At 55.5% G+C, this 22,334-nt stretch carries 20 protein-coding genes; 12 read left to right on the top strand and 8 right to left on the bottom strand.

The window, feature by feature from the left end; all coding sequences use genetic code 11:
- Nucleotides 1–5 precede the first annotated feature (5 nt).
- Nucleotides 6–1,586, top strand: coding sequence for a glutamine-hydrolyzing GMP synthase (guaA, locus tag ADIMK_RS02100; protein WP_036182927.1), 1,581 nt, complete (start codon nt 6–8; stop codon nt 1,584–1,586).
- Between the two features lie 361 nt (nt 1,587–1,947).
- On the opposite strand, the gene ADIMK_RS02095 is transcribed toward guaA, so the two are convergent.
- Entirely contained in the window at nt 1,948–2,829 is an 882-nt protein-coding gene (locus ADIMK_RS02095) for a LysR family transcriptional regulator (RefSeq protein ID WP_036182925.1), read from the bottom strand.
- A gap of 129 nt (nt 2,830–2,958) precedes the next feature.
- Between ADIMK_RS02095 and ADIMK_RS02090 the strand changes: the two genes are divergently transcribed.
- The 5 genes from ADIMK_RS02090 to tadA all read left to right on the top strand — a co-directional run bounded on the left by ADIMK_RS02090 (nt 2,959) and on the right by tadA (nt 6,753).
- A complete protein-coding gene (locus tag ADIMK_RS02090) occupies nt 2,959–3,597 on the top strand; it encodes a glutathione S-transferase family protein (protein WP_036182922.1) in 639 nt (212 codons plus the stop codon).
- Between the two features lie 34 nt (nt 3,598–3,631).
- Nucleotides 3,632–4,402, top strand: coding sequence for an enoyl-CoA hydratase/isomerase family protein (locus tag ADIMK_RS02085; RefSeq protein ID WP_081849623.1), 771 nt, complete (start codon nt 3,632–3,634; stop codon nt 4,400–4,402).
- Nucleotides 4,403–4,465: 63 nt separating this feature from the next.
- Nucleotides 4,466–5,140: a peroxiredoxin-like family protein gene (locus ADIMK_RS02080; protein ID WP_036182920.1), complete on the top strand. Its 675-nt coding sequence runs from the start codon at nt 4,466–4,468 to the stop codon at nt 5,138–5,140.
- 47 nt (nt 5,141–5,187) lie between these two features.
- Nucleotides 5,188–5,904 (top strand): SDR family oxidoreductase, encoded by a 717-nt coding sequence (locus tag ADIMK_RS02075; RefSeq protein ID WP_036182918.1) that lies wholly within the window; start codon nt 5,188–5,190, stop codon nt 5,902–5,904.
- A gap of 333 nt (nt 5,905–6,237) precedes the next feature.
- Entirely contained in the window at nt 6,238–6,753 is a 516-nt protein-coding gene (tadA, locus tag ADIMK_RS02070; protein ID WP_231516980.1) for a tRNA adenosine(34) deaminase TadA, read from the top strand.
- Here tadA and mltF read toward each other — a convergent pair.
- A complete protein-coding gene (gene mltF / locus ADIMK_RS02065; RefSeq protein WP_051692323.1) occupies nt 6,745–8,256 on the bottom strand; it encodes a membrane-bound lytic murein transglycosylase MltF in 1,512 nt (503 codons plus the stop codon). The two genes, tadA and mltF, sit on opposite strands and share 9 nt — an antisense overlap.
- A 108-nt stretch (nt 8,257–8,364) precedes the next feature.
- Here mltF and purL point away from each other — a divergent pair, with 108 nt between their 5' ends.
- Nucleotides 8,365–12,267 carry a phosphoribosylformylglycinamidine synthase gene (gene purL, locus ADIMK_RS02060; protein ID WP_036182917.1) on the top strand — a complete coding sequence of 1,301 codons (3,903 nt, stop codon included), beginning with the start codon at nt 8,365–8,367 and terminating at the stop codon, nt 12,265–12,267.
- Between the two features lie 116 nt (nt 12,268–12,383).
- On the opposite strand, the gene ADIMK_RS02055 is transcribed toward purL, so the two are convergent.
- The 3 genes from ADIMK_RS02055 to ADIMK_RS02045 form a co-directional block, all read right to left on the bottom strand.
- A complete protein-coding gene (locus ADIMK_RS02055; protein WP_036182916.1) occupies nt 12,384–12,986 on the bottom strand; it encodes an OmpA family protein in 603 nt (200 codons plus the stop codon).
- 125 nt (nt 12,987–13,111) lie between these two features.
- The gene (locus tag ADIMK_RS02050; RefSeq protein ID WP_036182914.1) at nt 13,112–13,411 is read right to left on the bottom strand and encodes a YciI family protein; all 300 of its coding nucleotides are present in this window, start codon (nt 13,409–13,411) and stop codon (nt 13,112–13,114) included.
- An 18-nt stretch (nt 13,412–13,429) separates the two neighbouring features.
- The gene (locus ADIMK_RS02045; protein WP_036182912.1) at nt 13,430–13,975 is read right to left on the bottom strand and encodes a septation protein A; all 546 of its coding nucleotides are present in this window, start codon (nt 13,973–13,975) and stop codon (nt 13,430–13,432) included.
- 60 nt (nt 13,976–14,035) lie between these two features.
- Between ADIMK_RS02045 and ADIMK_RS02040 the strand changes: the two genes are divergently transcribed.
- The 4 genes from ADIMK_RS02040 (at nt 14,036) to rluB (ending at nt 17,121) form a co-directional block, all read left to right on the top strand.
- Nucleotides 14,036–14,893: a PHP domain-containing protein gene (locus tag ADIMK_RS02040; RefSeq protein ID WP_197027452.1), complete on the top strand. Its 858-nt coding sequence runs from the start codon at nt 14,036–14,038 to the stop codon at nt 14,891–14,893.
- 70 nt (nt 14,894–14,963) lie between these two features.
- The gene (locus ADIMK_RS02035; protein WP_036183224.1) at nt 14,964–15,584 is read left to right on the top strand and encodes an L-threonylcarbamoyladenylate synthase; all 621 of its coding nucleotides are present in this window, start codon (nt 14,964–14,966) and stop codon (nt 15,582–15,584) included.
- Nucleotides 15,585–15,694: 110 nt separating this feature from the next.
- Nucleotides 15,695–16,084, top strand: coding sequence for an H-NS family histone-like protein (locus ADIMK_RS02030; protein ID WP_036182908.1), 390 nt, complete (start codon nt 15,695–15,697; stop codon nt 16,082–16,084).
- Between the two features lie 128 nt (nt 16,085–16,212).
- Nucleotides 16,213–17,121 carry a 23S rRNA pseudouridine(2605) synthase RluB gene (gene rluB / locus ADIMK_RS02025; protein WP_036182906.1) on the top strand — a complete coding sequence of 303 codons (909 nt, stop codon included), beginning with the start codon at nt 16,213–16,215 and terminating at the stop codon, nt 17,119–17,121.
- 69 nt (nt 17,122–17,190) lie between these two features.
- On the opposite strand, the gene ADIMK_RS02020 is transcribed toward rluB, so the two are convergent.
- From ADIMK_RS02020 to ubiG, 3 genes are read right to left on the bottom strand one after another with little or no spacing between them, the layout of a single operon-like run.
- A complete protein-coding gene (locus ADIMK_RS02020; protein WP_036182904.1) occupies nt 17,191–17,946 on the bottom strand; it encodes a YciK family oxidoreductase in 756 nt (251 codons plus the stop codon).
- Between the two features lie 34 nt (nt 17,947–17,980).
- Nucleotides 17,981–18,658 carry an HAD family hydrolase gene (locus ADIMK_RS02015; RefSeq protein WP_036182902.1) on the bottom strand — a complete coding sequence of 226 codons (678 nt, stop codon included), beginning with the start codon at nt 18,656–18,658 and terminating at the stop codon, nt 17,981–17,983.
- The gene (gene ubiG, locus ADIMK_RS02010) at nt 18,658–19,371 is read right to left on the bottom strand and encodes a bifunctional 2-polyprenyl-6-hydroxyphenol methylase/3-demethylubiquinol 3-O-methyltransferase UbiG (protein WP_036182900.1); all 714 of its coding nucleotides are present in this window, start codon (nt 19,369–19,371) and stop codon (nt 18,658–18,660) included. The genes ADIMK_RS02015 and ubiG overlap by 1 nt, the downstream gene beginning before the upstream one ends.
- A gap of 274 nt (nt 19,372–19,645) precedes the next feature.
- On the opposite strand from ubiG, the gene gyrA reads away from it, so the two are divergent.
- Complete coding sequence (gyrA, locus tag ADIMK_RS02005) at nt 19,646–22,294, top strand: DNA gyrase subunit A (protein ID WP_036182898.1); 2,649 nt, start codon at nt 19,646–19,648, stop codon at nt 22,292–22,294.
- Nucleotides 22,295–22,334 lie beyond the last annotated feature (40 nt).

The following is a 22,334-nucleotide window of genomic DNA, read 5'->3' as shown; positions in this document are numbered from 1 at the left end:
GAGAGATGACCAAAGATATTCACGCACAACGTATCCTGATTCTTGATTTTGGATCCCAGTACACTCAGCTGATCGCACGTCGCGTACGTGAGATTGGGGTTTACTCTGAAATTCATGCCTTCGACATGACCGAAGAGGAGATCCGCGAGTTTGCGCCCAAGGGGATTATCCTGGCTGGCGGTCCTGAATCGGTTACCGAGCTGGATTCGCCTCGTGCGCCGGCGTGTGTGTTCGATATGGGAATTCCGGTGCTGGGTATCTGCTACGGTATGCAGACCATGGCCGAACAGCTCGGCGGTCGCGTAGCCAGCTCCGACAAGCGTGAATTCGGTTATGCGCGTGTGCGTCTGGCCGACAGCCCAAGCCGCATGCTCGAGGGTATCGAGGACCATATCGCCAACAACGGTTCTCTTTCTCTGGATGTGTGGATGAGTCATGGCGACAAAGTTGTTGAGTTGCCAGAAGGTTTCCACGTGATCGCCTCCACCGAGTCGGCCCCGATTGCCGCTATGTGCGATCCGAATCGTGGACTCTACGGTGTTCAGTTCCACCCTGAGGTGACCCATACCAAACAGGGTATGCGCATTCTGGAGCGTTTCGTGTGCGAGATCTCCGGTGCCGAGAAGTTGTGGACTGCTGCCAATATCATCAACGATCTGATCGCGAAAGTGCGTGCACAGGTTGGTGATGAAAAGGTGCTGCTCGGTTTGTCGGGCGGTGTCGATTCTTCCGTTGTGGCAGCGTTGCTGCACAAGGCGATTGGCGATCGCTTGACCTGTGTGTTTGTCGACAACGGCCTGTTGCGCAAGCACGAAGGCGATCAGGTAATGGATATGTTTGCCCGTAACATGGGTGTTAACGTGATCCGTTCCGATGCTGAAGATCAGTTCCTCGGTCGTCTTGAAGGCGTGAACGATCCGGAAGCCAAGCGCAAAATCATCGGCAATACCTTTATCGAAGTGTTCGATTATGAAGCTGCGCGCTTGACCGATTGCCGTTTCCTGGCTCAGGGAACCATCTATCCGGACGTGATCGAATCTGCCGCAGCCAAGACCGGCAAGGCGCATGTGATCAAGTCGCACCACAACGTGGGTGGTTTGCCGGAAGATATGAAGTTCGAACTGGTCGAACCGCTGCGTGAGCTGTTCAAAGATGAAGTCCGCAAGATCGGTCTGGAGCTGGGGCTGCCGTACGATATGGTTTATCGCCACCCGTTCCCGGGACCGGGCCTGGGTGTCCGAATTCTGGGTGAGGTGAAGAAAGAGTACGCCGATATCCTGCGTGAGGCGGATGCCATCTTTATCGAAGAGCTGCATAAGGCGGATTGGTATCACAAGACCAGCCAGGCGTTTGCCGTGTTCCTGCCGGTGAAATCGGTCGGTGTGGTCGGCGATGGCCGCCGTTACGAGTATGTCATTGCACTGCGTGCTGTCGAGACGATCGACTTTATGACCGCACGTTGGGCACATCTGCCGTACGAGCTTCTGGAAACCGTATCCGGTCGAATTATCAATGAAATCGCTCAGGTATCCCGTGTTACCTATGACGTTTCAAGTAAGCCGCCGGCCACGATTGAGTGGGAATGAGATCGTTTTATAAGTAATTGATTTGATTTTGTATTTTTTTATGCCATTGATGATGTGCTTCACATCATCAATGGCATTTTTCATGGTAAATCAAAATCCAAATGACAGCCGTGTCAAGCAATGCTGAGAAAGGTGAGTTGGTTTGTTCATGGTATTGAAGTCAATACGGGCAAAAGTCTCCGCTCGCTGCTTCGGATAGAGCACCGGATCCGAGGCAGGGGCGTCTCAGAATCCGGAAAATAAAGCCTGTTAAGCCGGGTCGGTATCCTGGACAGGAAATGACATTAGCCACAACTGTAGAGCAGGGGCTGCATTTAGGATTAAAGACCATTGTGGAAGCATCAATGTCAACTCAATAGCTTCAGCTTCCTTTCATAATGCTCTCCACAAACTTGGCGAACATACGTGCCTTGGCTGTGGCAAGGCGTCCCGTGGGAAACACCGCCCATAGGTCAGTGTCAGGTAACGACCAACTCTCCAGCAGACGAAGCACACGACCATTGGCCAACTCGGGAGCGAACATCCAGTCCGAGGCAATGGTCAGACCCATATCAGCGAGTACGGCGGCCCGGATGCCTTCGGCGGCGCTGAATCGCGCTCGTCCATGGACCAGAACGGATACCTCCGTCCCCTCGCGACGAAATTTCCACACATTGTTCAATTGGCTGTAGACGATAGTTTCGTGGTCGGCCAAGTCGGCGGGGACCTGCGGTGTCCCCTTTCTCGTCAAGTATTCGGTGGTCGCCAGCACTGAGCAACGCGAAGACGCCAGTTTGCGCGCCACGGCGCTGGTATCGGCCAGCGTTCCCATTCTCAACGAGATGTCGATCCCTTCAGCGATCAGGTCAATCATTCGATCGTCCAGCACCATGTCTACGTCAAGGCCGGGATGTGCCTCAAGGAACTGTGGTAAGTGAGGAATGATATGCAGGCGCGCGAATGTGGTGGCTGCCGAGATGCGCAGCCGGCCGGACAATCCCCCTCCAGCGCCCCGCGCGGCCAGTTCGGCCTCGTCCGCCTCTTGAATGGCTATCCGCGCCCGCTCGTAGAAGCGTAAACCCGCTTCGGTCGGCGTCAGCCCATGCGTAGAGCGCAGCAATAGTTTTACTTTCAGCCGCTGCTCCAGCTGAGCCACCGTTTTGGACACCGCCGGTTGCCCAACGTCCAGCACGCGGGCAGCCCCTGAAAACGAACCGGCTTCCAGCACGCGCACGAAGACGATCATTGCCTGTAATCGATCCATGTCATTCCTTTTGGGAATAGGTGTTATCGCCAGATCATATCTGCCATTCCTTCAAGGAACAATCCAGAATCTCGATCAATAGCTCACCGGACCTTTTCTATCCACCACATCCTGAACAAGGAAACCGTCATGATCGATGTCTACGCCTACGCCACCCCAAACAGCATCAAGGTGCCCATCACGCTGGAGGAACTGGGGCTGGATTACACCGTGCATGCGGTCAACGTGAAACAGGGGGAACAAAAGCAGGAAGCTTTCCTCACCCTGAATCCGAACGCGAAGGTGCCGGTGCTGGTACATGCTGACGCGGCTACTGGTGAGCGCCTGGTGCTGAGCGAGTCTGCCGCCATTCTGGTGTATCTCGCCGAACGGCAGGGTCGCTTGCTACCCGCCGCTGGCAACGAGCGCGCTCGTGTGTTCGAGCAATTGTTCTTCCACGCCTCGGCTGTCAGTCCAAACTTTGGCAACGCAGGCTTTTTCACCAAGCTTGCCTCCGAGGCGCAACCGCTGGCACAGCAGCGTTTCTCCGGCGAGTCCGAGCGTTTGACTGCGCTGCTCGATGGCGTGCTTGCCGGGTGCCGTTTCGTCGCCGGCGACAACTACAGCATTGCTGACATCGCCCACTTCGGCTGGTTCTGGCGTCGCGCTTTTGCCGGCATTGAACTGGACGCCTATCCGAACCTCTCCCGCTGGTACGCCAGCATCGAACAGCGGCCGGCGGTGCAGCGCGCCATCACGCGCGTCAATGCACTCGTCGCTTCTGCCTAAAACATCCACCCACCATTACCCAAGGAAAATCACCATGTCTCGCTTCGAAAATTACCGTAACGCCTACCCCAACGCCCGTCTGACCCGTTCGCCCGAAGGCGTGCTCGAAATTGCCCTGCACACCAACGGTGGCAAACTCGTCTTCGATGGTCACACGCATGAGCAGTTCGTCGACCTCTTCCACGATGTTGGAAGCGACCCGGACAACCGCGTCGTGATCCTCACCGGTACCGGCGATGCATTCATGGACGAAATCAGTCCTGAAGGCTTCGATTTCTTCACGCCGCGCGGCTATGACAAGATCTACCGGGAAGGCAAGAAGGTGTTGATGAATCTCCTCGACATCGAAGTGCCATTGATCGCCGCGCTCAACGGTCCGGTGCTACTGCATTCGGAATACGCCCTGCTGGCCGACATCGTGTTGGCTACACCGAATACGGTGTTTCAGGACAAGCCACATTTTGATTTCGGCATCGTGCCAGGGGATGGCGTCAACCTGTTATGGCCAGAAGTGATCGGTAGTGTGCGCGGTCGCTATTTCATCCTGACTCGCCAACAACTTGATGCACAGACCGCGAAGGAATGGGGTGCTGTCAACGAAGTCGTCCCCACCGAGCGCTTGTTAGCACGCGCTCATGAGATCGCCAGTGAACTGGCGAAGCTGCCGCCACTGACTAGCCGTTATACCCGCATCGCGCTGACTCAAAAGCTACGTCGGATCATCGACGAAGGTGTCGGTTATGGCCTGGCGCTGGAAGGAATCAGCGCAGCCGAAGTAGCGCGTTCGATGAATCCGTCCGCCTGATTTTCATAACAGTAAGTCAGGCGCAGATGTCTGCCCTGTCATTCTCTTTGAGGAGATTTCCCCATGTCACTGCAAGACAAACTTGATGCCTTCAAGGCTGACTTCCAAGCCGGCAAGCCGCCTTACAATGTGCCGTACTCAGTCATCGAAACCATGCATCGCGCCACTGCTGAACTGATTGCTTCCGGCGCTGCACTGAAAGCACTGAAGGCGGGCGACCAGGCGCCAGCCTTCACGCTCAACGACCCGGACGGCCAGCCGGTTTCGTCCATCGATCTGCTGCGTCGCGGACCGCTGGTGGTGACTTTCTACCGCGGCGTCTGGTGCCCGTACTGCAATATGGAGTTGCAGGCGCTACAAGCCGCATTGCCGGAAATCCGTGAAGCGGGTGCCAGCCTGGTGGCCATCTCGCCACAGGTTGCCGCAAACAGCCGCAAGGCGGTGCGTCAGAACGCGCTGACCTATCCGATTCTGTCGGATACACACAACGATACGGCGGCAGCGTTCGGCCTGCGCTTCGAATTGCCGGACTATTTAGTCGAACTCTACAAGTCATTGAAAAACGACCTGCCCGCGTTCAATGGTGATCCGAGCTGGACGCTGCCGATGCCGGGGCGCTACGTGATCGCGCCGGATGGCACCATCGTTTATGCCGAGGTCAATCCGGATTACACCCGCCGCCCCGATCCGTCGGAAATACTGCCCGCCATTCGCAAGGCCGCTGCAAGCGTCGCCTGAATCACACGAACCCCGCTCACCGCGTGGTGAGCGGCAAAGGAGCCCACATGTCTCGCACTTTTCTCATCACTGGCGCCAGCAAGGGCATCGGTCTTGCCCTTTCGGCACACCTTGCCGCTAACGGTCACCATGTCGTTGGCTTGGCACGCACTTCGCCACGCGACTTTCCCGGCACGTTCATTCCAGTCGATCTTGGCGATGACGATGCGACGCGAGTCGCATTGGATGACATCACGCAACGCTTCGATCTGGATGGCGTAGTGAACAATGTCGGTCTCGTTCGTCCCGCCTTACTGGAGGACGTCACACTGCCCGCACTGGACGAAGTCTTCGGCGTCAATCTACACCCCGCGCTGTTGGCCGCACAGGCTGCTTTGCCCGGCATGAGGGCGCGACGCTGGGGCCGCATCGTCAACATTTCCAGCTTGACCATCCTTGGAATACCGCACCGCACGGCCTATGCGGCCGCCAAGGCGGCGTTGGTCGGCTTCACACGCAGTTGGGCGATAGAGCTGGCCGACGCCGGCATCACCGTCAATGCCGTGGCTCCCGGACCGACCGAAACTGAACTATTCCGCGCCAACAATCCGGCCGGCAGCGAAGGCGAACAACGCTATCTGTCAGGCGTACCCATGGGGCGCTTCGGGAAGCCGGGCGAGATTGCCGCGACCATCGCGTTCCTGCTTTCGGAAGATGCCGGATTCATGACCGGACAGACCTTGCATGTCGATGGGGGCGCGTCTCTCGGACGCTCCCTGTTCTGAGGGAGTGCTCTCTTTTGTCTTTGATCGCTGATAGTGTTACCTATGCTGGGCCTTTGCAGATGGGGATATCTTTGCCCGACTCACGGTCGTAGGCATCGCCATCAAACGTTACGATACGGTTGCTTAAGCTTTGGTCTCATATAATTGTTGATCATGGTATTTTTCATGGCTCCGTTGGATTACTAATTACTAATAGGTAAGCGGCGGCCACATAATGAATTTTTCGTCTTGTGGACAACGGAGTGGGAATAAGCTGTTTTCGGTTATAGTGAAAGCCCGCTGATGCGGGCTTTTTTATGGCCGATTTCATTAATAGGTTTAGGAGAGTCTGATTTGAGTGAGCAGGTGGTGCACTCGGATGCGGATGAGTACTGGATGGAGCAGGCGCTGGCACTGGCAGAGCGTGCGGCGGAACTCGGCGAGGTGCCGGTAGGGGCGCTAGTCGTACGCGATGGTGAGATTATCGGCCGGGGCTGGAATCACCCCATCAGCGGTAATGATCCGACTGCCCATGCCGAAATCATGGCGCTAAGAGATGCCGCTCAGTCTGTGGATAACTACCGGCTGGTGGGGGCTGATCTGTACGTGACTATTGAGCCCTGTACCATGTGCGCAGGTGCCATTATTCATGCGAGGATACACCGTGTCGTTTTTGGCGCAGTAGAGCCCAAAGCGGGTGCGGTTCAGAGTCAATCAGCGCTGTTCGATGCCGGTTGGGCCAACCATCGTGTGCTTTGGCAGGGCGGAGTCCTTGCCAAACGCTGCAGTGAGAGGATTAGCGCGTTTTTTGCCGCCCGCCGAGCGCAGAAGCGGCAGCAAAAAAACACCAAGGCCGACCCTTCACTTTAGGGAAGAGGTGGCTGTGCTGGTGGGCGCTGTGCTCTCTGCTGAGTCAGGCGCAATAACGCTGTCGGTCTGGATGCTGTCTTCGTTTTTGTCGCCATCGCCATGATTGATGCGCGCCTGCGTGACCTGCTCCTCCCATCGCAGCATCTCCATATATTTGCGGATATTGGCGACGTAGGTGACCGGCTCGTAGCCTCGGGCATAGCCGTAGCGTACCTTTGAGTAATATTTCTCGTTGGCGAGCAAGGGTAGATACTCTCGGACGTCCTGCCAGCGATCGGGGTCCTTGCCTGCGCGTTGTGTCAGTACGCGGGCATCTTCCAGATGGCCAAAGCCGATGTTATATCCGGCGAGTGCGAACCAAGTGTGATCGGGCTCGGGGATGCGGTTGGGGATTTTGGCCCGAACATTCACCAGATAGTCTGCGCCGCCTAGAATGCTTTGCCGTGGGTCGGTGCGGTCGCTAACGCCTACTTCGCTGGCGGCGCCTTCGGTGAGCATCATGATGCCCTTGACGCCTGTTGGTGATATGGCATCTTCACGCCAGTGAGACTCCTGATAGGCGATAGCCGCTAACAGTAGGTGATCGATGCCTGTCTCCTGTGACGCGAGCATGAAATATTGTTCAAGAGGCGGGTAACGTTCCGTCAGGGCGCGTCTGAATTCAGTGGTGTCGAAGAAATTGAGCTTGTTCTGGCGCGAGAAATAACGCTCTTCAAGCTGCTTGATCAGCTGCTGGGTTTCGGGCAGAGCGAAAAATTTCTCCAGTTCATTTTTAAGCGTGCCGTCATAGTGGTTGGCCAGCATCCAGGCGATGGGCTGCGGAGCGTCCAGCTCGAAGCCTTTGCTCAGTCCCGGGTAAAACGACTTCTGGGCGTCGAATACGGCGGAGTCCATGATGGTGTAGTCGACACTGCTGTCATGGACCTGATCGAGCAGGTCGGTGGCGGCATCGTTATCCGATTCCTCCCACTGAAGATCGGGGTGGTCATGCTTGAGACGGTGCAAAAGATCGGCCTGGGCGGAGCCTGCCAGAACCAGTATTTTGCTGTTGTACAGGTCGTCGATGGTTTTGGGTTGTGCCTGCCCCTGCTTGACCCGGTAGATGACGGTAGGGGCGCTGTAACGGTACGTGGGCCCAAATTCGAACTGCTTTTTTCGCCGCTCTGAAACCGTGAGGTTGGCCGCAGCGATGTGCGCGTTGCGCTCCCGGATGCTGGTGAAAAGGTCTGCGAATGTCGTCGGGAGAATGAGTTCCAGCTTGACTCCCAGGTAATCGGCAAAGGCGGTTGCCAACTCGTACTCGAAACCCGCGGGCTTGCCTTTGTCGATGTAATAGGTCATCGGGGTGTTGCGCGTAGCAACACGCAAAACGCCGCGCTCTTTTATCGCTTCGACCTGGGTCGGTGTGTTGACGCTGATGAGCGTCAACAGGAAGGCGATAATCGTCAGGCCCCAGAAGTAGACCAGTTCGCGGAAGTGTGGATTTTGGCGGAGTACAAACATCGCTCTGCTTTTCTGGTTCCCATCTCTCTGATCAGGTAAAATCCGGCCCTGACTTTTCCCGCTGTCAACGCCTGACCGCTCAGGTATATCAAGAGGCTCGAAACTAACATGCTCGTACTGCGTGGAGCACCCGCTCTCTCAGCTTTCCGCCATGACAAACTTCTCTCTTCGCTCAGCAGCAGTCTGAGCACTGTCACAGGCGTGTATGCTGAATATGTTCACTTCGCCGACTTGTCTGCTGATTTGGACGAGCAGGAGCAGCAGGTGCTTGATCGTATCCTGCGATACGGTCCTAACGCCAGTACTGAAGATCCAAAAGGTGATCTCTACCTGGTGGTGCCGCGTCCGGGAACCATCTCTCCGTGGTCAAGCAAGGCAACCGATATTGCGCACAACTGCGGGCTTGAAAAGGTTCTTCGTCTGGAGCGAGGTGTAGCCTATTACCTCCAGAGCAGTGCAGCGTTGACTGATGCCGAGCGTGAGATTGCAAGCGCGGTACTGCATGATCGTATGGTCGAAGCGGTGCTGGGCGGTATCGATGAAGCGGGTGCGCTGTTTCGACACGAGCAGCCGCGTCCCATGTCGAGCGTGGATATACTCGGCGGCGGCCGGGAAGCCCTAGTTGCGGCGAATACCGAGTTGGGCCTCGCGCTGGCGGAAGACGAGATCGACTACTTGGTACAGAGTTTCACGGAGTTGGGCCGCAACCCCAACGATGTTGAGTTGATGATGTTTGCCCAGGCGAACTCCGAGCACTGCCGTCACAAGATTTTCAACGCGTCCTGGGATATCGATGGTCAGGAGCAGGAAAAGTCCCTGTTCGGGATGATCCGCAATACCTACCAGCAGGGCGGTGAAAACGTGTTGTCTGCCTACAAGGATAACGCGGCTGTTATGGTCGGCCACCGTGCGGGGCGTTTCTTCCCCAATCCCCAGACGCATGAGTATGCATACTCCGAAGAGGATATTCATATTCTGATGAAGGTTGAAACCCACAACCATCCGACCGCAATCGCGCCGTTCTCGGGAGCGGCGACCGGCTCCGGCGGTGAGATCCGCGACGAGGGCGCAACCGGTCGTGGGGCCAAGCCCAAGGCCGGTTTGACCGGTTTTACCGTTTCCGATCTGAAAATTCCCGATTTCGTGCAGCCGTGGGAATCTGATTATGGCAAGCCAGAACGTATAGTCTCGCCCCTGGATATCATGATCGAGGGGCCGATCGGCGGTGCTGCCTTCAATAACGAATTCGGACGCCCCAACCTGACCGGCTACTTCCGTACCTTCGAGCAGCAGGTCAATGGTGCCGCCGGCGAAGAGGTGCGCGGTTACCACAAGCCGATCATGATCGCAGGTGGTATGGGTAACATCCGCGCCGACCACGTTGAAAAGGGCGAAATCACCGTTGGTGCCAAACTGATATGCCTGGGTGGACCGGCAATGCTGATCGGCTTGGGCGGTGGTGCTGCATCATCCATGTCATCCGGCAGTTCATCCGCTGATCTGGATTTTGCGTCGGTACAGCGCGGTAACCCGGAACTGGAACGTCGTTGTCAGGAAGTGATCGATCAGTGCTGGCAGCTCGGTGATACCAACCCGATAGCGTTCATTCATGATGTGGGTGCCGGTGGTCTGTCCAATGCGTTCCCTGAGTTGGTCAAGGATGGCGGCCGTGGCGGTAACTTCGATCTGCGCAAGGTAAACAACGACGAACCGGGCATGTCTCCGCTGGAGATCTGGTGTAACGAAGCTCAAGAGCGCTATGTGATGGCGGTCAGGCCGGAAGATATGCCGCGCTTTGAAGCTATCTGTGAGCGTGAGCGCTGCCCTTATGCCATCGTGGGCGAGGCGACCGAAGAGCATCACCTGACGCTCGGCGATACCCATTTCGAAAACAAACCGGTGGACCTGCCGATGAGTGTGTTGTTCGGCAAGCCGCCGAAGATGCACCGTTCGGTTGAGCGCACCCGATATGACGTGGCGGATTTCGATACCGCTGATATCGATATGTCCGAGGCGATCGAGCGTGTTCTCAAGCTACCGGCGGTTGCTTCGAAGAGCTTCCTGATCACCATCGGGGATCGCTCGATAACAGGTCAGGTGGCGCGTGACCAGATGGTTGGCCCCTGGCAGGTGCCGGTTGCGGATTGCGCGGTCACCACTATTTCCTATGACAGTTATGCCGGCGAAGCGATGGCGATGGGAGAGCGCACGCCACTGGCACTGGTCGATGCGCCGGCGTCAGGTCGCATGGCGATCGGCGAGACGTTGACCAACCTGGCCGGTGCGCCGATTCGCGATGTATCCGATATCAAACTGTCAGCCAACTGGATGTGTGCTGCCGGCCACCCGGGTGAGGATGAAAAACTCTACGATACCGTGAAAGCGGTGGGTATGGAGCTGTGTCCGCAGTTGGGCATTACCATTCCGGTGGGTAAGGACTCCATGTCCATGCGTACCGTGTGGCAGGATAACGGTGAGCAGAAGAGTGTTACTGCACCGCTCTCGCTGATCATTTCCGGTTTTGCGCCGGTCAGTGACGCGCGCAAGGTGCTCACACCTCAGTTGCGCACGGATATGGGTGAAACCGACCTTATCCTTCTCGATCTGGGTAATGGTCAGAACCGCTTGGGCTTGTCTGCACTGGCTCAGGTATATAACAGGGTTGGGCGTCAGGTTCCGGATGTGGATGATGCGGAACAGTTGGCGACCTTCTTTGCTGCCGTGCAGGAGCTGAATGCCCAGGGCTTGCTGCTGGCCTACCATGACCGGGCTGACGGTGGTTTGCTGGCGACCGTGGCTGAAATGGCGTTTGCCGGTCACACCGGCGTTGATCTGAACCTTGATCTGCTGGCAGCTGATCAGAGTGAGCTGGTCGCTGCACTGTTCGCGGAAGAGCTTGGAGCCGTGGTTCAGGTACGCCGTGCCGATACCGAGCAGGTGCTGACTGAATTGAATGCGGCGGGTATTGGCGAGATCGCCAAGGTTATCGGTACCCTGAACCCGGATGGTCAGTTCAACATCTTCTTCGATGATGAGGAGGTGTATTCAAACAGCCGTATCCAGCTTCACCGCTGGTGGGCGGAAACATCCTTCCGCATCCAGTCGCTGCGTGACAACTCCGAGTGCGCACAGCAGGAGTTCGATGTGTTGTTGGATGTAGAGGACCCCGGTCTGAATGCTGCGCTGACATTTGATATCAACGAAAACATTGCAGCGCCTTATATCGCCAAAGGCGAGCGTCCGAGAATCGCGGTGTTGCGTGAACAGGGCGTCAATGGTCAGATCGAGATGGCTGCAGCTTTTGATCGCGCAGGTTTTGCCTCTGTCGATGTGCACATGAGCGATATTCTGGGCGGTAAGGTCACGCTTGATCAGTTTAAGGGGCTCGTGGCCTGTGGCGGTTTCTCGTATGGCGATGTGCTGGGGGCAGGTGAAGGCTGGGCCAAGTCGATTCTGTTCAACGCTCGGGCGCGAGATCAGTTCGCCCAGTTCTTCGAGCGTGAAGACACAATTGCGCTGGGGGTTTGTAACGGTTGCCAAATGTTATCGAACCTGCATGAGCTGATTCCGGGCGCTGAGCTTTGGCCCCACTTTGTGCGTAACCAGTCCGAGCAGTTCGAGGCGCGTGTGGCGATGGTTGAGGTGCAGGCTTCTCCGTCGATCTTCCTTGAGGGAATGGTGGGTTCGCGCATGCCGATCGCTGTTGCCCATGGGGAAGGTCGTGCCGAGTTCCGAGATGATGCGCATCTGGCCGGGCTGGAAAGTGCCGGTACTATCGCATTGCGCTATGTGGATAACCGAGGTCTGCAGGCGGCACAGTATCCGGCAAACCCCAACGGTTCACCCAAGGGGATTACGGGTATCACGACGCCTGATGGCCGGGTGACAATTATGATGCCGCATCCTGAGCGTGTCTTCCGTGCAATCCAGAACTCCTGGGCACCGGATGAGTGGAATGAAGATGGTGCCTGGATGCGGATGTTCCGTAACGCCAGAGTACGTATTGGCTGATCCATGCTGCAAATGAATAAAGGCGCCTAAGGCGCCTTTATTTTTACTCTGCGTTTGGATTGGGCAAAAATAAAGCCGGCATGAGCCAGCTTTATCTTCGCGCGCAGAGGATACGCTTACTTCATCACGCGCTTTTCGCCCATGATTTCAACGTCTACACGACGATCCGGACGCAGGCACGCGATCAACTCAGCGCCACGGCCGCTGCAGTTGGCGATCGGAGAAGATTCGCCCAGGTAGCCGATATCCATCTTGCTGGAATCGACACCGGCGTCAGCCAGCTTAGCCGCTACGGCTTCAGCACGACGCTTGGACAGTTTCTCGTTGTAGGCTTCGCTACCGATCGGGTCAGCATGACCAACCAGCTTGATCTCTTTCAGGCTAGACAGGGTGCCGATGTAGTTCACGATGTTAGATGTATCGCCCACTTGGGTGCTGTCGAAGTCGAAGTACAGAGCGAACTTCTTGGTGTCAGCCATCATGGCGTACATCGGTTCAGCCGGCTTTTCCTCAACCATGGGAGCAGCGGCAACCATGCCATCGCAGCCTACCACGGCCAAATCTTTGGTCCACAGGCTGTTGTGCCAGCATTCGCCCAGGCTGGTGCGCCAGATGGTACCGTTGCTGGTAGTAACGTAGCCTTTGTTCTCTTCATGTGCCTGAGCCATGGTGGCACCCATAGCCAAAGCCAAACCTGCTGCGATCGCGATCTTCTTCATAATCATATCCTTGTGACCGTAGTGATATTTGTCTACTACTTATAGACCATTAAAACTTAATTTTCCTTAACATCTCGTTAATCTTAAGGATTATCTATAGATGTCGAGATTCCAAATTCTATCCGTCAGGGCAATACTTTTTTGTAGGGCTTTACGACGACTTTCCCGTACACGCCAGCCTGTACGTAAGGATCGGCATCCGCCCAGCGCTTTGCTTCCTCCAGCGAGTCAAACTCTGCTATCACCAAGCTGCCGGTAAAGCCGGCAGGCCCTGGATCTTCACTGTCGATCGCCGGAAGCGGCCCCGCAGCGAACAAGCGCCCCTGTTGTTTTAACGACTCGAGTCTGGCTAGATGGTCGGGTCGTGTCTCCAGCCGTTTTGCCAGAGAGTTTTCTACATCTTCGGCTATGATAGCGTAATACATAAGTCTTTTCCGTCAATATTACTCGGGTTTGCTCTGTGGTGGGAGGTGTCGGGAGATATAAATTCCCTGTCCGAGAATAAAAATCAGCGTCATTCCCAAAATACCGAATAGTTTGAAGTTAACCCACACCTCTTCGCTGAAACCGTACGCGACGATAAGGTTGGCGATGCCGGTCACAGAGAAAAACAGTATCCAGCCTATATTCAGTCTGCGCCAGGTTTCCTGTGCGAGCTCAAGGCTGCTCTCCATCAATCGCTGAATCAGCGTTTTATTACCGATAAAGTGGCTACCCAGGCAAGCGATGCCGAATAGCCAGTTAACGATTGTGGGTTTCCACTGAATAAAGGTTTTGTCTCTGAATATGATCGTGGCGCCGCCGAGCAGTATTACCAGAGCAAGTGTTACCAGTTGCATTTTTTCAATGCGGTGTGTTTTGAACCAGGTGTAAGCCATCTGCGCCAGGGTGGCCGGTATCAGGATGCCGGTAGCAAGTATGATATCGCCTGTCATCTTGTAAACCACAAAAAAGACGATAACAGGCAGGAAATCGAGTAATATTTTCATAACATCCAGAACAGTTCGTGTTTGTCACAGTATAAAGGTCCCCTTAATAGAGTGAAACAGTTGGCTGGTTACGATTTGCACACACACAGCACCGCATCCGACGGTTCTCTCGAGCCGCGCGCGCTGGTCAATGCTGCGTACGACGCGGGTGTGCGGGTTTTGGCGCTAACCGACCATGACACCCTGGCAGGTCTGTCGGCTGCGAGGCAGACGGCCGATAAGCTTGAGGGGATGGTGTTTGTTGACGGCGTAGAGTTGACCTGTCTTTGGCAGACTCGCGTGATTCATCTGCTTGGCTTGGGTATCGACCCTGAGTTTTCGGGTTTTGCGGAATATATGCAGGTCCTGACAACGCTAAGAGATGAGCGGGCTGAAAAGATCGCTGAAAAGTTAGTAAAGAAAGGATTGCCGGATCTTCTGGCGGAGGCTCGGGCGATTGCCGGTGATGGTCAGATAGGTCGTCCGCATTTTGCGCAGGCGATGCTGAATCGAAAGATGGTGTCCACTGCACAGCAGGCGTTTGATATGTGGCTCGGTCAGGGGAAAGCCGGTGATGTAAAGGCAACCTGGCCATCGCTTGAAAAAGCGGTTGGGCTTGTAAAGCAATCGGGCGGTTATGCCATTGTCGCTCATCCGACAAAATACAAATTTACCTTTACGCGACTTAGAGCGCTCGTTGAAGACCTGCTGGCGGCGGGCGGTGATGGTGTCGAGGTCAGTTTTCCCGGTGTGACCCCCAATCACCTGCGTGACCTGCTACTGTTGGCTCAGAGGAAGGCGTTATGGGTATCGGCAGGCAGTGACTTTCATTCGCCTGAGCAGCGTTGGACGTCGCTGGGTCGTTTTCCTCAGTTTCAATCGCCAAAGCATATTGTAGAGCGGTTGATGCCGGACGGTATGGCAGGGCGCTTGGCGTAAGCACTTTATATCCGCGTATAACCTTAACCAGGGGTGGGCGGTGATGTCAGAAACAAATCAGGAGTTACAGGTGAGCCAGTTTTTCCAGATCCATCCGGAAACGCCCCAGGCGCGGTTGATTCAGCAGGCCGTCGAGATTATTCGTCAGGGTGGGGTAATCGTATATCCGACAGACTCGGCTTACGCTTTGGGATGTCACTTGGGTGACAAAAAAGCGATGGAGCGGATTAAGCGTATTCGTCAGTTGGATGATAAACATAATTTTACGTTGGTCTGTCGTGATCTTGCCGAAATAGCTACCTATGCGAAGGTTGATAACCAGGCGTATCGCACCATAAAGGCACATACGCCGGGGGCGTATACGTTTATTCTCAACGCAACCAGTGAAGTTCCGCGCCGTTTGCTTCATGCCAAACGACGCACTATCGGTATTCGTATTCCTGCGAATGAAATTGCACTGGCGCTGACCGAAGCTCTGGGTGAGCCGATTATGAGTACATCACTTATCATGCCGGGCGATGATATCCCTTTGACAGACCCCTATGAAATTCGTGATTTGCTTCAGCATCAGGTTGATCTAGTGATCGATGGCGGCTATTGCGGAATGGAAGCGACTAGCGTTGTGAGTCTGTTAAATGAGTTGCCGGAAATCTTGCGAAAAGGCGCAGGTGAAGTTTCGAGTTTTGATTAGTATTAAGTGCTTGGTAAAAGTTTCTATAAAATTGATTGTAATACCTTGCAAACGCGATTTTATTAACGATAATTGCAAGTATTAATCAACCGGATTGCAAAGAGCGAACGATGACCGACTTTATTAAAACACTCACACGTAAAAACTCCCTGCGCAAACAGACTCAGGAACTGGGTGTGTCCGAGCTCGAGAAGGTAATGTCCGACCTGGCTGATATCCTCGAAGAGCGCCGAGAGGAAGAGGTTGCGAAAGCTGAGGCGGAAGCGGCTAAAGTAGAAGCGATCGAGGCGATCCGCAAGCAGATGATGGATGCCGGTATCGCGCTGGAAGAGTTGGCCAGTCAGGTCGATACGGCTCCTCGCAAAAGTGTTAAAGCCAAGTATGTCATCGAAGTTGACGGTGAGGAGCATCACTGGTCAGGACGCGGTCGTACGCCGGTCGTTTTCGCCCAGTACATGGAAGAAAAGGGTATCTCGAAGGAGCAGCTGCCCACCGTGTGATAATGCGACCTTGAGTCGAGCATAACAAGGCTCTTCGGCTATGCTGCTGAAGAGCCTTTTTGTATTTTGGATATTTGTTAATTCGCTGCGTTGTACTATCGCTGCGGATCTGTTTGAGGCGACGTCAAATGCTAGATGAAAAACTGCAAAAGGTTTTGGCGCGCTCCGGTTTTGGCTCACGTCGTGAGATGGAGCGTGTTATTGATGAAGGGCGGGTCAGCTTAAATGGCGAACCTGCCAAACTCGGCGACAGGGTCAAGGAGGGGGATAAGGTCACTCTTGATGGACGGCCTGTCCAGCTTGTTTTTGCTGCAGAGGGTGCCCGTCGGGTACTGATATATAACAAGCCGCTTGGCGAGGTATGTACTCGCCATGATCCTGAAGGGCGGCCGACCGTTTTTGATAATCTGCCTCCGTTAAAGCAGGGGCGCTGGATTATAATCGGTAGGCTCGATATCAATACGACCGGTTTGTTGTTATTTACCACCGATGGTGAACTTGCCAACCGCATGATGCATCCTTCGGCGAACATTGACCGCGAATACGCCGTTCGTGTCTTGGGTGATGTGAATGATGAGATGCTCGAGCGACTCAAGCAGGGTGTTTTACTCGAGGATGGAATGGCGCAGTTTAGCGATGTCCGGTATTTCGATGGAGAGGGCGCCAACAAGTGGTACCACTGTGTCGTGATGGAAGGGCGCAACCGAGAGGTAAGGCGCTTGTGGGAATCGCAAGGTCTACAGGTTAACCGGCTTAAGCGAGTGCGTTTTGGACCTGTGTTTTTGCCGAGTGATGTCAAGGTGGGTACCTGGCGGGAGCTCGGCAGTAAAGAGGTAGATGTGCTCAGTGATGAGCTGAGCCTCGAGCGTGTAAAGGCCAGAGCCAGGACGCGTGAAGAGGTTGTCGAAGAGAAGCGTCGCTATGGGCGTCAACGCGCACGACAGAGTGCTCAGGCTCAGGGGCATAATGCGCCTGAGAAGCGTGCGAGTAAGCCGCGTGGGCGTTCTGTCGGGAAGCGTAATACGCGCAGAACCTGATTAAACGTGTTTGTAGAAGAAAAAACGCTGCCGTATCGGCAGCGTTTTTCGTATGTGAAACCGGTTCGTTCAGGCGCTGCCGTTGCCTTGGGCATCTATGGATTGGCCGTTGACGTTCAGGCTATCAGGCCCCATCAGGTAAAGGTAGAGCGGCATAATCTGTTCGGGAGTCGGGTTGTTCTCCGGCATCTCTGCCGGATAGGCGTAGGCGCGCATGGCTGTACGTGTGGCGCCAGGATTAATGCAGTTGACGCGCACAGGTGAGATGTTCTCCAGCTCATCCGCCAGTACCTGAGCCATGCCTTCTGTCGCGAATTTTGAAACAGCGTAGGCGCCCCAGTGAGCGCGGCCTTTTCGCCCAACTCCGGACGAGGTAAAGATAACCGATGCATCCTTCGAGCGGTTGAGTAATGGTAATAGCGTTTGGGTCAGCAGGAAGGGGGCGTTGACGTTAACCTGCATAACTTGTTGCCAGATAATCGGATCGTAGTTTTCGATCGATGTCAGTACGCCGAGCATGCCTGCATTGTGCAGAATACCGTCGAGTCTGCCGAACGTTTCTTCCAGTTGATTGGCCAGCTCTATGTAGTCGTGCTCAGCGGCCGTATCGAGATTGAGTGGAACGATCGCGGGTTGTGGATAACCTGCTGCTTCCAGCTCGTCGTAAACCTTCTCCAGTTTTTCCAGTGTTCGGCCAAGAAGTACAACCGTTGCGCCATGTGCTGCATAGGCGTGGGCCGCTGCGCGGCCGATGCCGTCTCCGGCGCCGGTTATCAAAATGATGCGGTCTTTGAGTAGAGCTTCCGGGGCGTCATAGGTGAACATGATGGTCTGAATTCCTTCTTCAGGGGCAGCGACGTTATCGTCTGTCGCTGTAAAGGCATTTTAGCAGTGTGCTGAGCTCGCGCGTATTGCTGACCAGGTGGTCGCTGTTCCAGAGATTCGGATTGTCGTCATTGTGGATGTAGCCATAGAGGCATCCGATGGTCGTCATGCCGGCGCGACGGCCTGCTTCTATATCCCGCCGGTGATCGCCAATATACAGTGTTTTATGCGGCGGGCGGCCTATCTCGTGGCTGGCCAGTAGCAGGGACTCAGGATCGGGTTTTCGATTGGTCACCTGTTCGGGGCAGATCAGACTGGAGCAGCGGGTGCTCAGGCCGAGTTTGTCGACAATGGTCCGGGTGAATCGTTCCGGTTTGTTGGTGACGATGCCCCATTTGACCTGCATCTCTTCGAGCCAGTCGAGAAGTTCAGGGATGCCGTCGAAAAGTCGGCTCTCGATCATCGAGTGCTGAGCATAGAGTTCAAGAAACTCCTCAAGCAGTGGTGTTATATCCGGCGCGTCGATGGGTATGTCGAATGCGCTGGCGACCATGGCGCGAGCGCCTTCCGACACGTGCTGACGAAAACGTGTGCGATCAATCGGGGCCAGGCCGCGAGTGCTCTTCATTCTGTCGGCGACCCAATAAAAGTCGAGCGCAGTGTCGAGCAGCGTGCCATCAAGATCGAACAGCACGCCGGAATATGAGGGCATCAGCTGTCGTCTCGTGTGGCGGCGATCATGTAGTTGACGCTGACATCCTCGGAGTCGAGCCGGTAGACTTTGGTCAGCGGGTTGTATACAAGGCCACTCATCTCCCGGATGTTCAGTCCGTTAGTGCGAATCCAACTGGCAAGTTCGGCTGGACGGATGAACTTATTGAAGTCGTGAGTGCCGTTAGGCACAAGCTTCAAGACCCGTTCAGCACCAAGAATCGCGAACAGATAGCTTTTGGGATTGCGGTTTAGAGTGGAGAAAAACAGCTGGCCGCCGGGGCGGACCAGTCGCGCACAGGCTGCAATAATGGAGGCTGGGTCGGGTACATGCTCAAGCATCTCCATGCAGGTGACGACATCGAAGGACTCGGGCTCTTCCTGGGCCAGTTGTTCGACAGTGACCTGTCGATACCGGACGCTGACGCCGCTCTCGAGTCCGTGGAGTTTGGCAACCTTAAGAGGGGCTTCGCCCATGTCGATGCCGGTAACCTCGGCGCCGCGTTTAGCCATCGACTCTGACAGGATGCCGCCGCCGCAGCCGACATCCAACACCCGCTTTCCGGCCAGTGACGCAATGCGGTCGATGAAACCGACGCGTAGCGGGTTGATGTCGTGCAAGGGTTTGAACTCACTTTCCCTATCCCACCAGCGGCTTGCCAATTCCTCGAATTTAGCAATTTCAGCCGGGTCTATGTTCTGTGTCTGGCTCATCTATGTTCCGCACCCTGATAAAGTATCCACACAGTCTACCATTCTGTGCTCATAGCATTAAGAGTGTGGTGGCGCGGTGAAGGTTGCAGGTTGACACGTAGGGTTTTCAGCTCGGTGTCGGTCGGTTTTAGTCGGGTGTTCGGGATAAGTTTGGCCGACGCCATTTAATCAAAGCGAGTTGGGCGTACTGGCTCCCTTCTCTGTGATATAATCTCGCGGTTTAAAAATGCGCGTCAGGCGCTGCAAGCCTTAGGAACCAAGGAAAGCTGAGCGAATGGGTGATCTAGCCAAAGAAGTTCTGCCAGTCAATATCGAAGATGAGCTGAAACAGTCCTATCTCGATTACGCCATGAGTGTAATCGTCGGTCGAGCTCTGCCCGACGCGCGTGACGGTCTGAAACCCGTGCACCGTCGCGTGCTCTTCGCCATGAACGAGCTGAACAACGACTGGAACAAGCCATATAAGAAATCGGCCCGTGTGGTCGGTGACGTTATCGGTAAATACCACCCGCATGGCGATAGCGCTGTGTACGACACTATCGTACGTATGGCGCAGGATTTCTCCATGCGCTACATGTTGGTCGATGGCCAGGGTAACTTTGGCTCGGTGGACGGGGACTCCGCGGCGGCGATGCGTTATACCGAGATTCGCATGGCGAAAATCTCGCACGAGCTGCTGGCCGATCTCGACAAAGAAACCGTCGACTACGTCGACAACTATGACGGCACCGAACGGATCCCGGCGGTCTTGCCGACGCGCGTGCCCAACCTGCTGGTTAACGGCTCGGCTGGTATCGCGGTGGGCATGGCGACCAACATTCCGCCGCACAACCTTGGTGAAGTCGTCCGAGGTTGTATCGCACTGATTCAGAACCCGGATCTGAGCATCGATGATCTGATGGAGTTCATCCCCGGCCCTGACTTCCCGACAGGCGGTATCATCAACGGTCGTGCGGGTATCCTTCAGGCATACCGCACGGGGCGTGGTCGCATCTACGTACGCGCCAAGCATCACATCGAAGAACATCCGAAAAACGGACGTCCGATGTTGGTGATCACCGAAATTCCTTACCAGCTGAACAAGGCGCGTCTGATCGAAAAGATCGCCGAACTGGTCAAAGAGAAGAAGATCGAGGGTATCAGCGAGCTGCGTGACGAATCCGACAAGGATGGTATGCGCATCGTGATCGAGCTGCGCCGTGGCGAAGTCCCAGAGGTTATCATCAATAACCTCTTCGCTCAGACCGCGCTGCAGAGCGTCTTCGGCATCAATATGGTGGCGCTCGTCGATGGTCAGCCCAAGATTCTGGATCTCAAGTCGGCGCTGGAGTGCTTCATTCGCCATCGTCGCGAAGTGGTAACCCGTCGCACGGTCTATGAGCTCCGCAAGGCCCGGGAGCGCGGCCACGTGCTGGAAGGTTTGGCCGTTGCGCTGGCCAACATTGATCCGGTTATCGAGCTGATCAAGCAATCACCGACACCGGCCGAAGCGAAAGAGCGTTTGATCGAGACGCCTTGGGCACCGGGATCTGTTCTGGATATGCTTGAGCGCGCGGGTGAAGACGCCTGTCGCCCTGATGATCTTGAGCCTCAGTATGGCCTGCGTGACGGTCATTATCACCTGTCCCCGGTTCAGGCCCAGGCCATTCTGGATCTGCGTTTGCACCGTCTGACCGGTCTCGAACACGAAAAACTGCTGGGCGAGTATCGTGAACTGATCGAAAAGATCGCCGAACTGCTGGAAATTCTGGGCTCTTACGAGCGGCTGATGGAAGTGATTCGCGAGGAGCTCGAGGCGATCATCGCTGAGTATGCCGATGATCGTCGCACCGAAATTCAGGCGTCCATGCAGGACCTGACGGTTGCCGATCTGATCACTGAAGAGGATATGGTCGTGACCATCTCCCACGGCGGTTACGCCAAGACTCAGCCGATCAGTGCCTATCAGGCTCAGCGTCGCGGCGGTAAGGGCAAGTCGGCGACGGCGATGAAAGATGAAGACTTCATCGAACATCTGCTGATTGCCAATACCCACGACACCATCCTCTGCTTTACCAACCACGGTAAGGTTTACTGGCGCAAGGTGTATGAGATTCCGCCGGCGAGCCGCACCTCCCGCGGTCGCCCGGTGGTGAATATCCTGCCGTTGGCGGAAGATGAGCGTATCAGCGCTATTCTGCCGGTGAAGGAGTTTGATTCCGAGCGCTTCATCTTCCTGGCCACGGCTAACGGCACGGTCAAGAAAACGCCGCTTGAAGCGTTTTCCCGCCCGCGCAGTACCGGTTTGATCGCCCTGGAGATCGTTGAGGGCGATCGCTTGATTGGAGCCTCGATCACTAATGGCAACGACGATGTGATGTTGGTGACCAGTGCCGGCAAGGCGATCCGTTTCAACGAAAACGACGTGCGTGCCATGGGCCGTACCGCCAGAGGTGTGCGCGGCGTACGCATGGAAGAATCGGCTTCGGTTATCTCGTTGATCATCCCGCGCGAAGGGGCTCGTGTACTGACGGCATCCGCCAATGGCTATGGCAAGCAGACGGCTGTTGAGGACTTCCCGCTGCGGGGTCGCGGCGGCCAGGGTGTTATCGCGATGCAGTGCACCGACCGTAACGGCGACTTGGCCGGTGCTGTCCAGGTACTCGATGGCGATGACGTCATGCTGATCAGCGATCGAGGCACACTGGTGCGTACCCGCTCGGAGGAGATTTCGACGCTGGGCCGCAACACGCAGGGCGTTATGCTCATCCGTCTGGCCGAGGGTGAAAAGCTGTCTGGTCTTGCTCGAATAGAGGAGCCGGACGAAGACGAGAGTGAAGAGGGTGAGGTGTCCTCCGGTGAGGGTGTGTCCGAGACTGAGGTCGAAGCGTCCGCCGAGGCTCAACATGATGAGCCAGCCGCGGGTGATGAGTCCGAAAGCTGAAGCAGTACCGCAAACCTCGAAAAAAATTAGTGTAAGACTC

The organism is Marinobacterium lacunae (assembly GCF_000705555.1).
GTDB classification, from domain to species: domain Bacteria; phylum Pseudomonadota; class Gammaproteobacteria; order Pseudomonadales; family Balneatricaceae; genus Marinobacterium_D; species Marinobacterium_D lacunae.
Note: the sequence above shows the minus strand (reverse complement) of the source record. Positions and strands in the feature narration are given on the sequence as shown.

Excerpts from the sequence above, each read along its gene's own strand:
- guaA (WP_036182927.1), top strand. The coding sequence starts at position 6 with ATGACCAAAGATATTCACGCACAACGTATCCTGATTCTTGATTTTGGA.
- ADIMK_RS02095 (WP_036182925.1), bottom strand. The coding sequence starts at position 2,829 with ATGGATCGATTACAGGCAATGATCGTCTTCGTGCGCGTGCTGGAAGCC.
- ADIMK_RS02090 (WP_036182922.1), top strand. The coding sequence starts at position 2,959 with ATGATCGATGTCTACGCCTACGCCACCCCAAACAGCATCAAGGTGCCC.
- ADIMK_RS02085 (WP_081849623.1), top strand. The coding sequence starts at position 3,632 with ATGTCTCGCTTCGAAAATTACCGTAACGCCTACCCCAACGCCCGTCTG.
- ADIMK_RS02080 (WP_036182920.1), top strand. The coding sequence starts at position 4,466 with ATGTCACTGCAAGACAAACTTGATGCCTTCAAGGCTGACTTCCAAGCC.
- ADIMK_RS02075 (WP_036182918.1), top strand. The coding sequence starts at position 5,188 with ATGTCTCGCACTTTTCTCATCACTGGCGCCAGCAAGGGCATCGGTCTT.
- mltF (WP_051692323.1), bottom strand. The coding sequence starts at position 8,256 with ATGTTTGTACTCCGCCAAAATCCACACTTCCGCGAACTGGTCTACTTC.
- purL (WP_036182917.1), top strand. The coding sequence starts at position 8,365 with ATGCTCGTACTGCGTGGAGCACCCGCTCTCTCAGCTTTCCGCCATGAC.
- ADIMK_RS02055 (WP_036182916.1), bottom strand. The coding sequence starts at position 12,986 with ATGAAGAAGATCGCGATCGCAGCAGGTTTGGCTTTGGCTATGGGTGCC.
- ADIMK_RS02050 (WP_036182914.1), bottom strand. The coding sequence starts at position 13,411 with ATGTATTACGCTATCATAGCCGAAGATGTAGAAAACTCTCTGGCAAAA.
- ADIMK_RS02045 (WP_036182912.1), bottom strand. The coding sequence starts at position 13,975 with ATGAAAATATTACTCGATTTCCTGCCTGTTATCGTCTTTTTTGTGGTT.
- ADIMK_RS02030 (WP_036182908.1), top strand. The coding sequence starts at position 15,695 with ATGACCGACTTTATTAAAACACTCACACGTAAAAACTCCCTGCGCAAA.
- rluB (WP_036182906.1), top strand. The coding sequence starts at position 16,213 with ATGCTAGATGAAAAACTGCAAAAGGTTTTGGCGCGCTCCGGTTTTGGC.
- ADIMK_RS02020 (WP_036182904.1), bottom strand. The coding sequence starts at position 17,946 with ATGTTCACCTATGACGCCCCGGAAGCTCTACTCAAAGACCGCATCATT.
- ADIMK_RS02015 (WP_036182902.1), bottom strand. The coding sequence starts at position 18,658 with ATGCCCTCATATTCCGGCGTGCTGTTCGATCTTGATGGCACGCTGCTC.
- ubiG (WP_036182900.1), bottom strand. The coding sequence starts at position 19,371 with ATGAGCCAGACACAGAACATAGACCCGGCTGAAATTGCTAAATTCGAG.
- gyrA (WP_036182898.1), top strand. The coding sequence starts at position 19,646 with ATGGGTGATCTAGCCAAAGAAGTTCTGCCAGTCAATATCGAAGATGAG.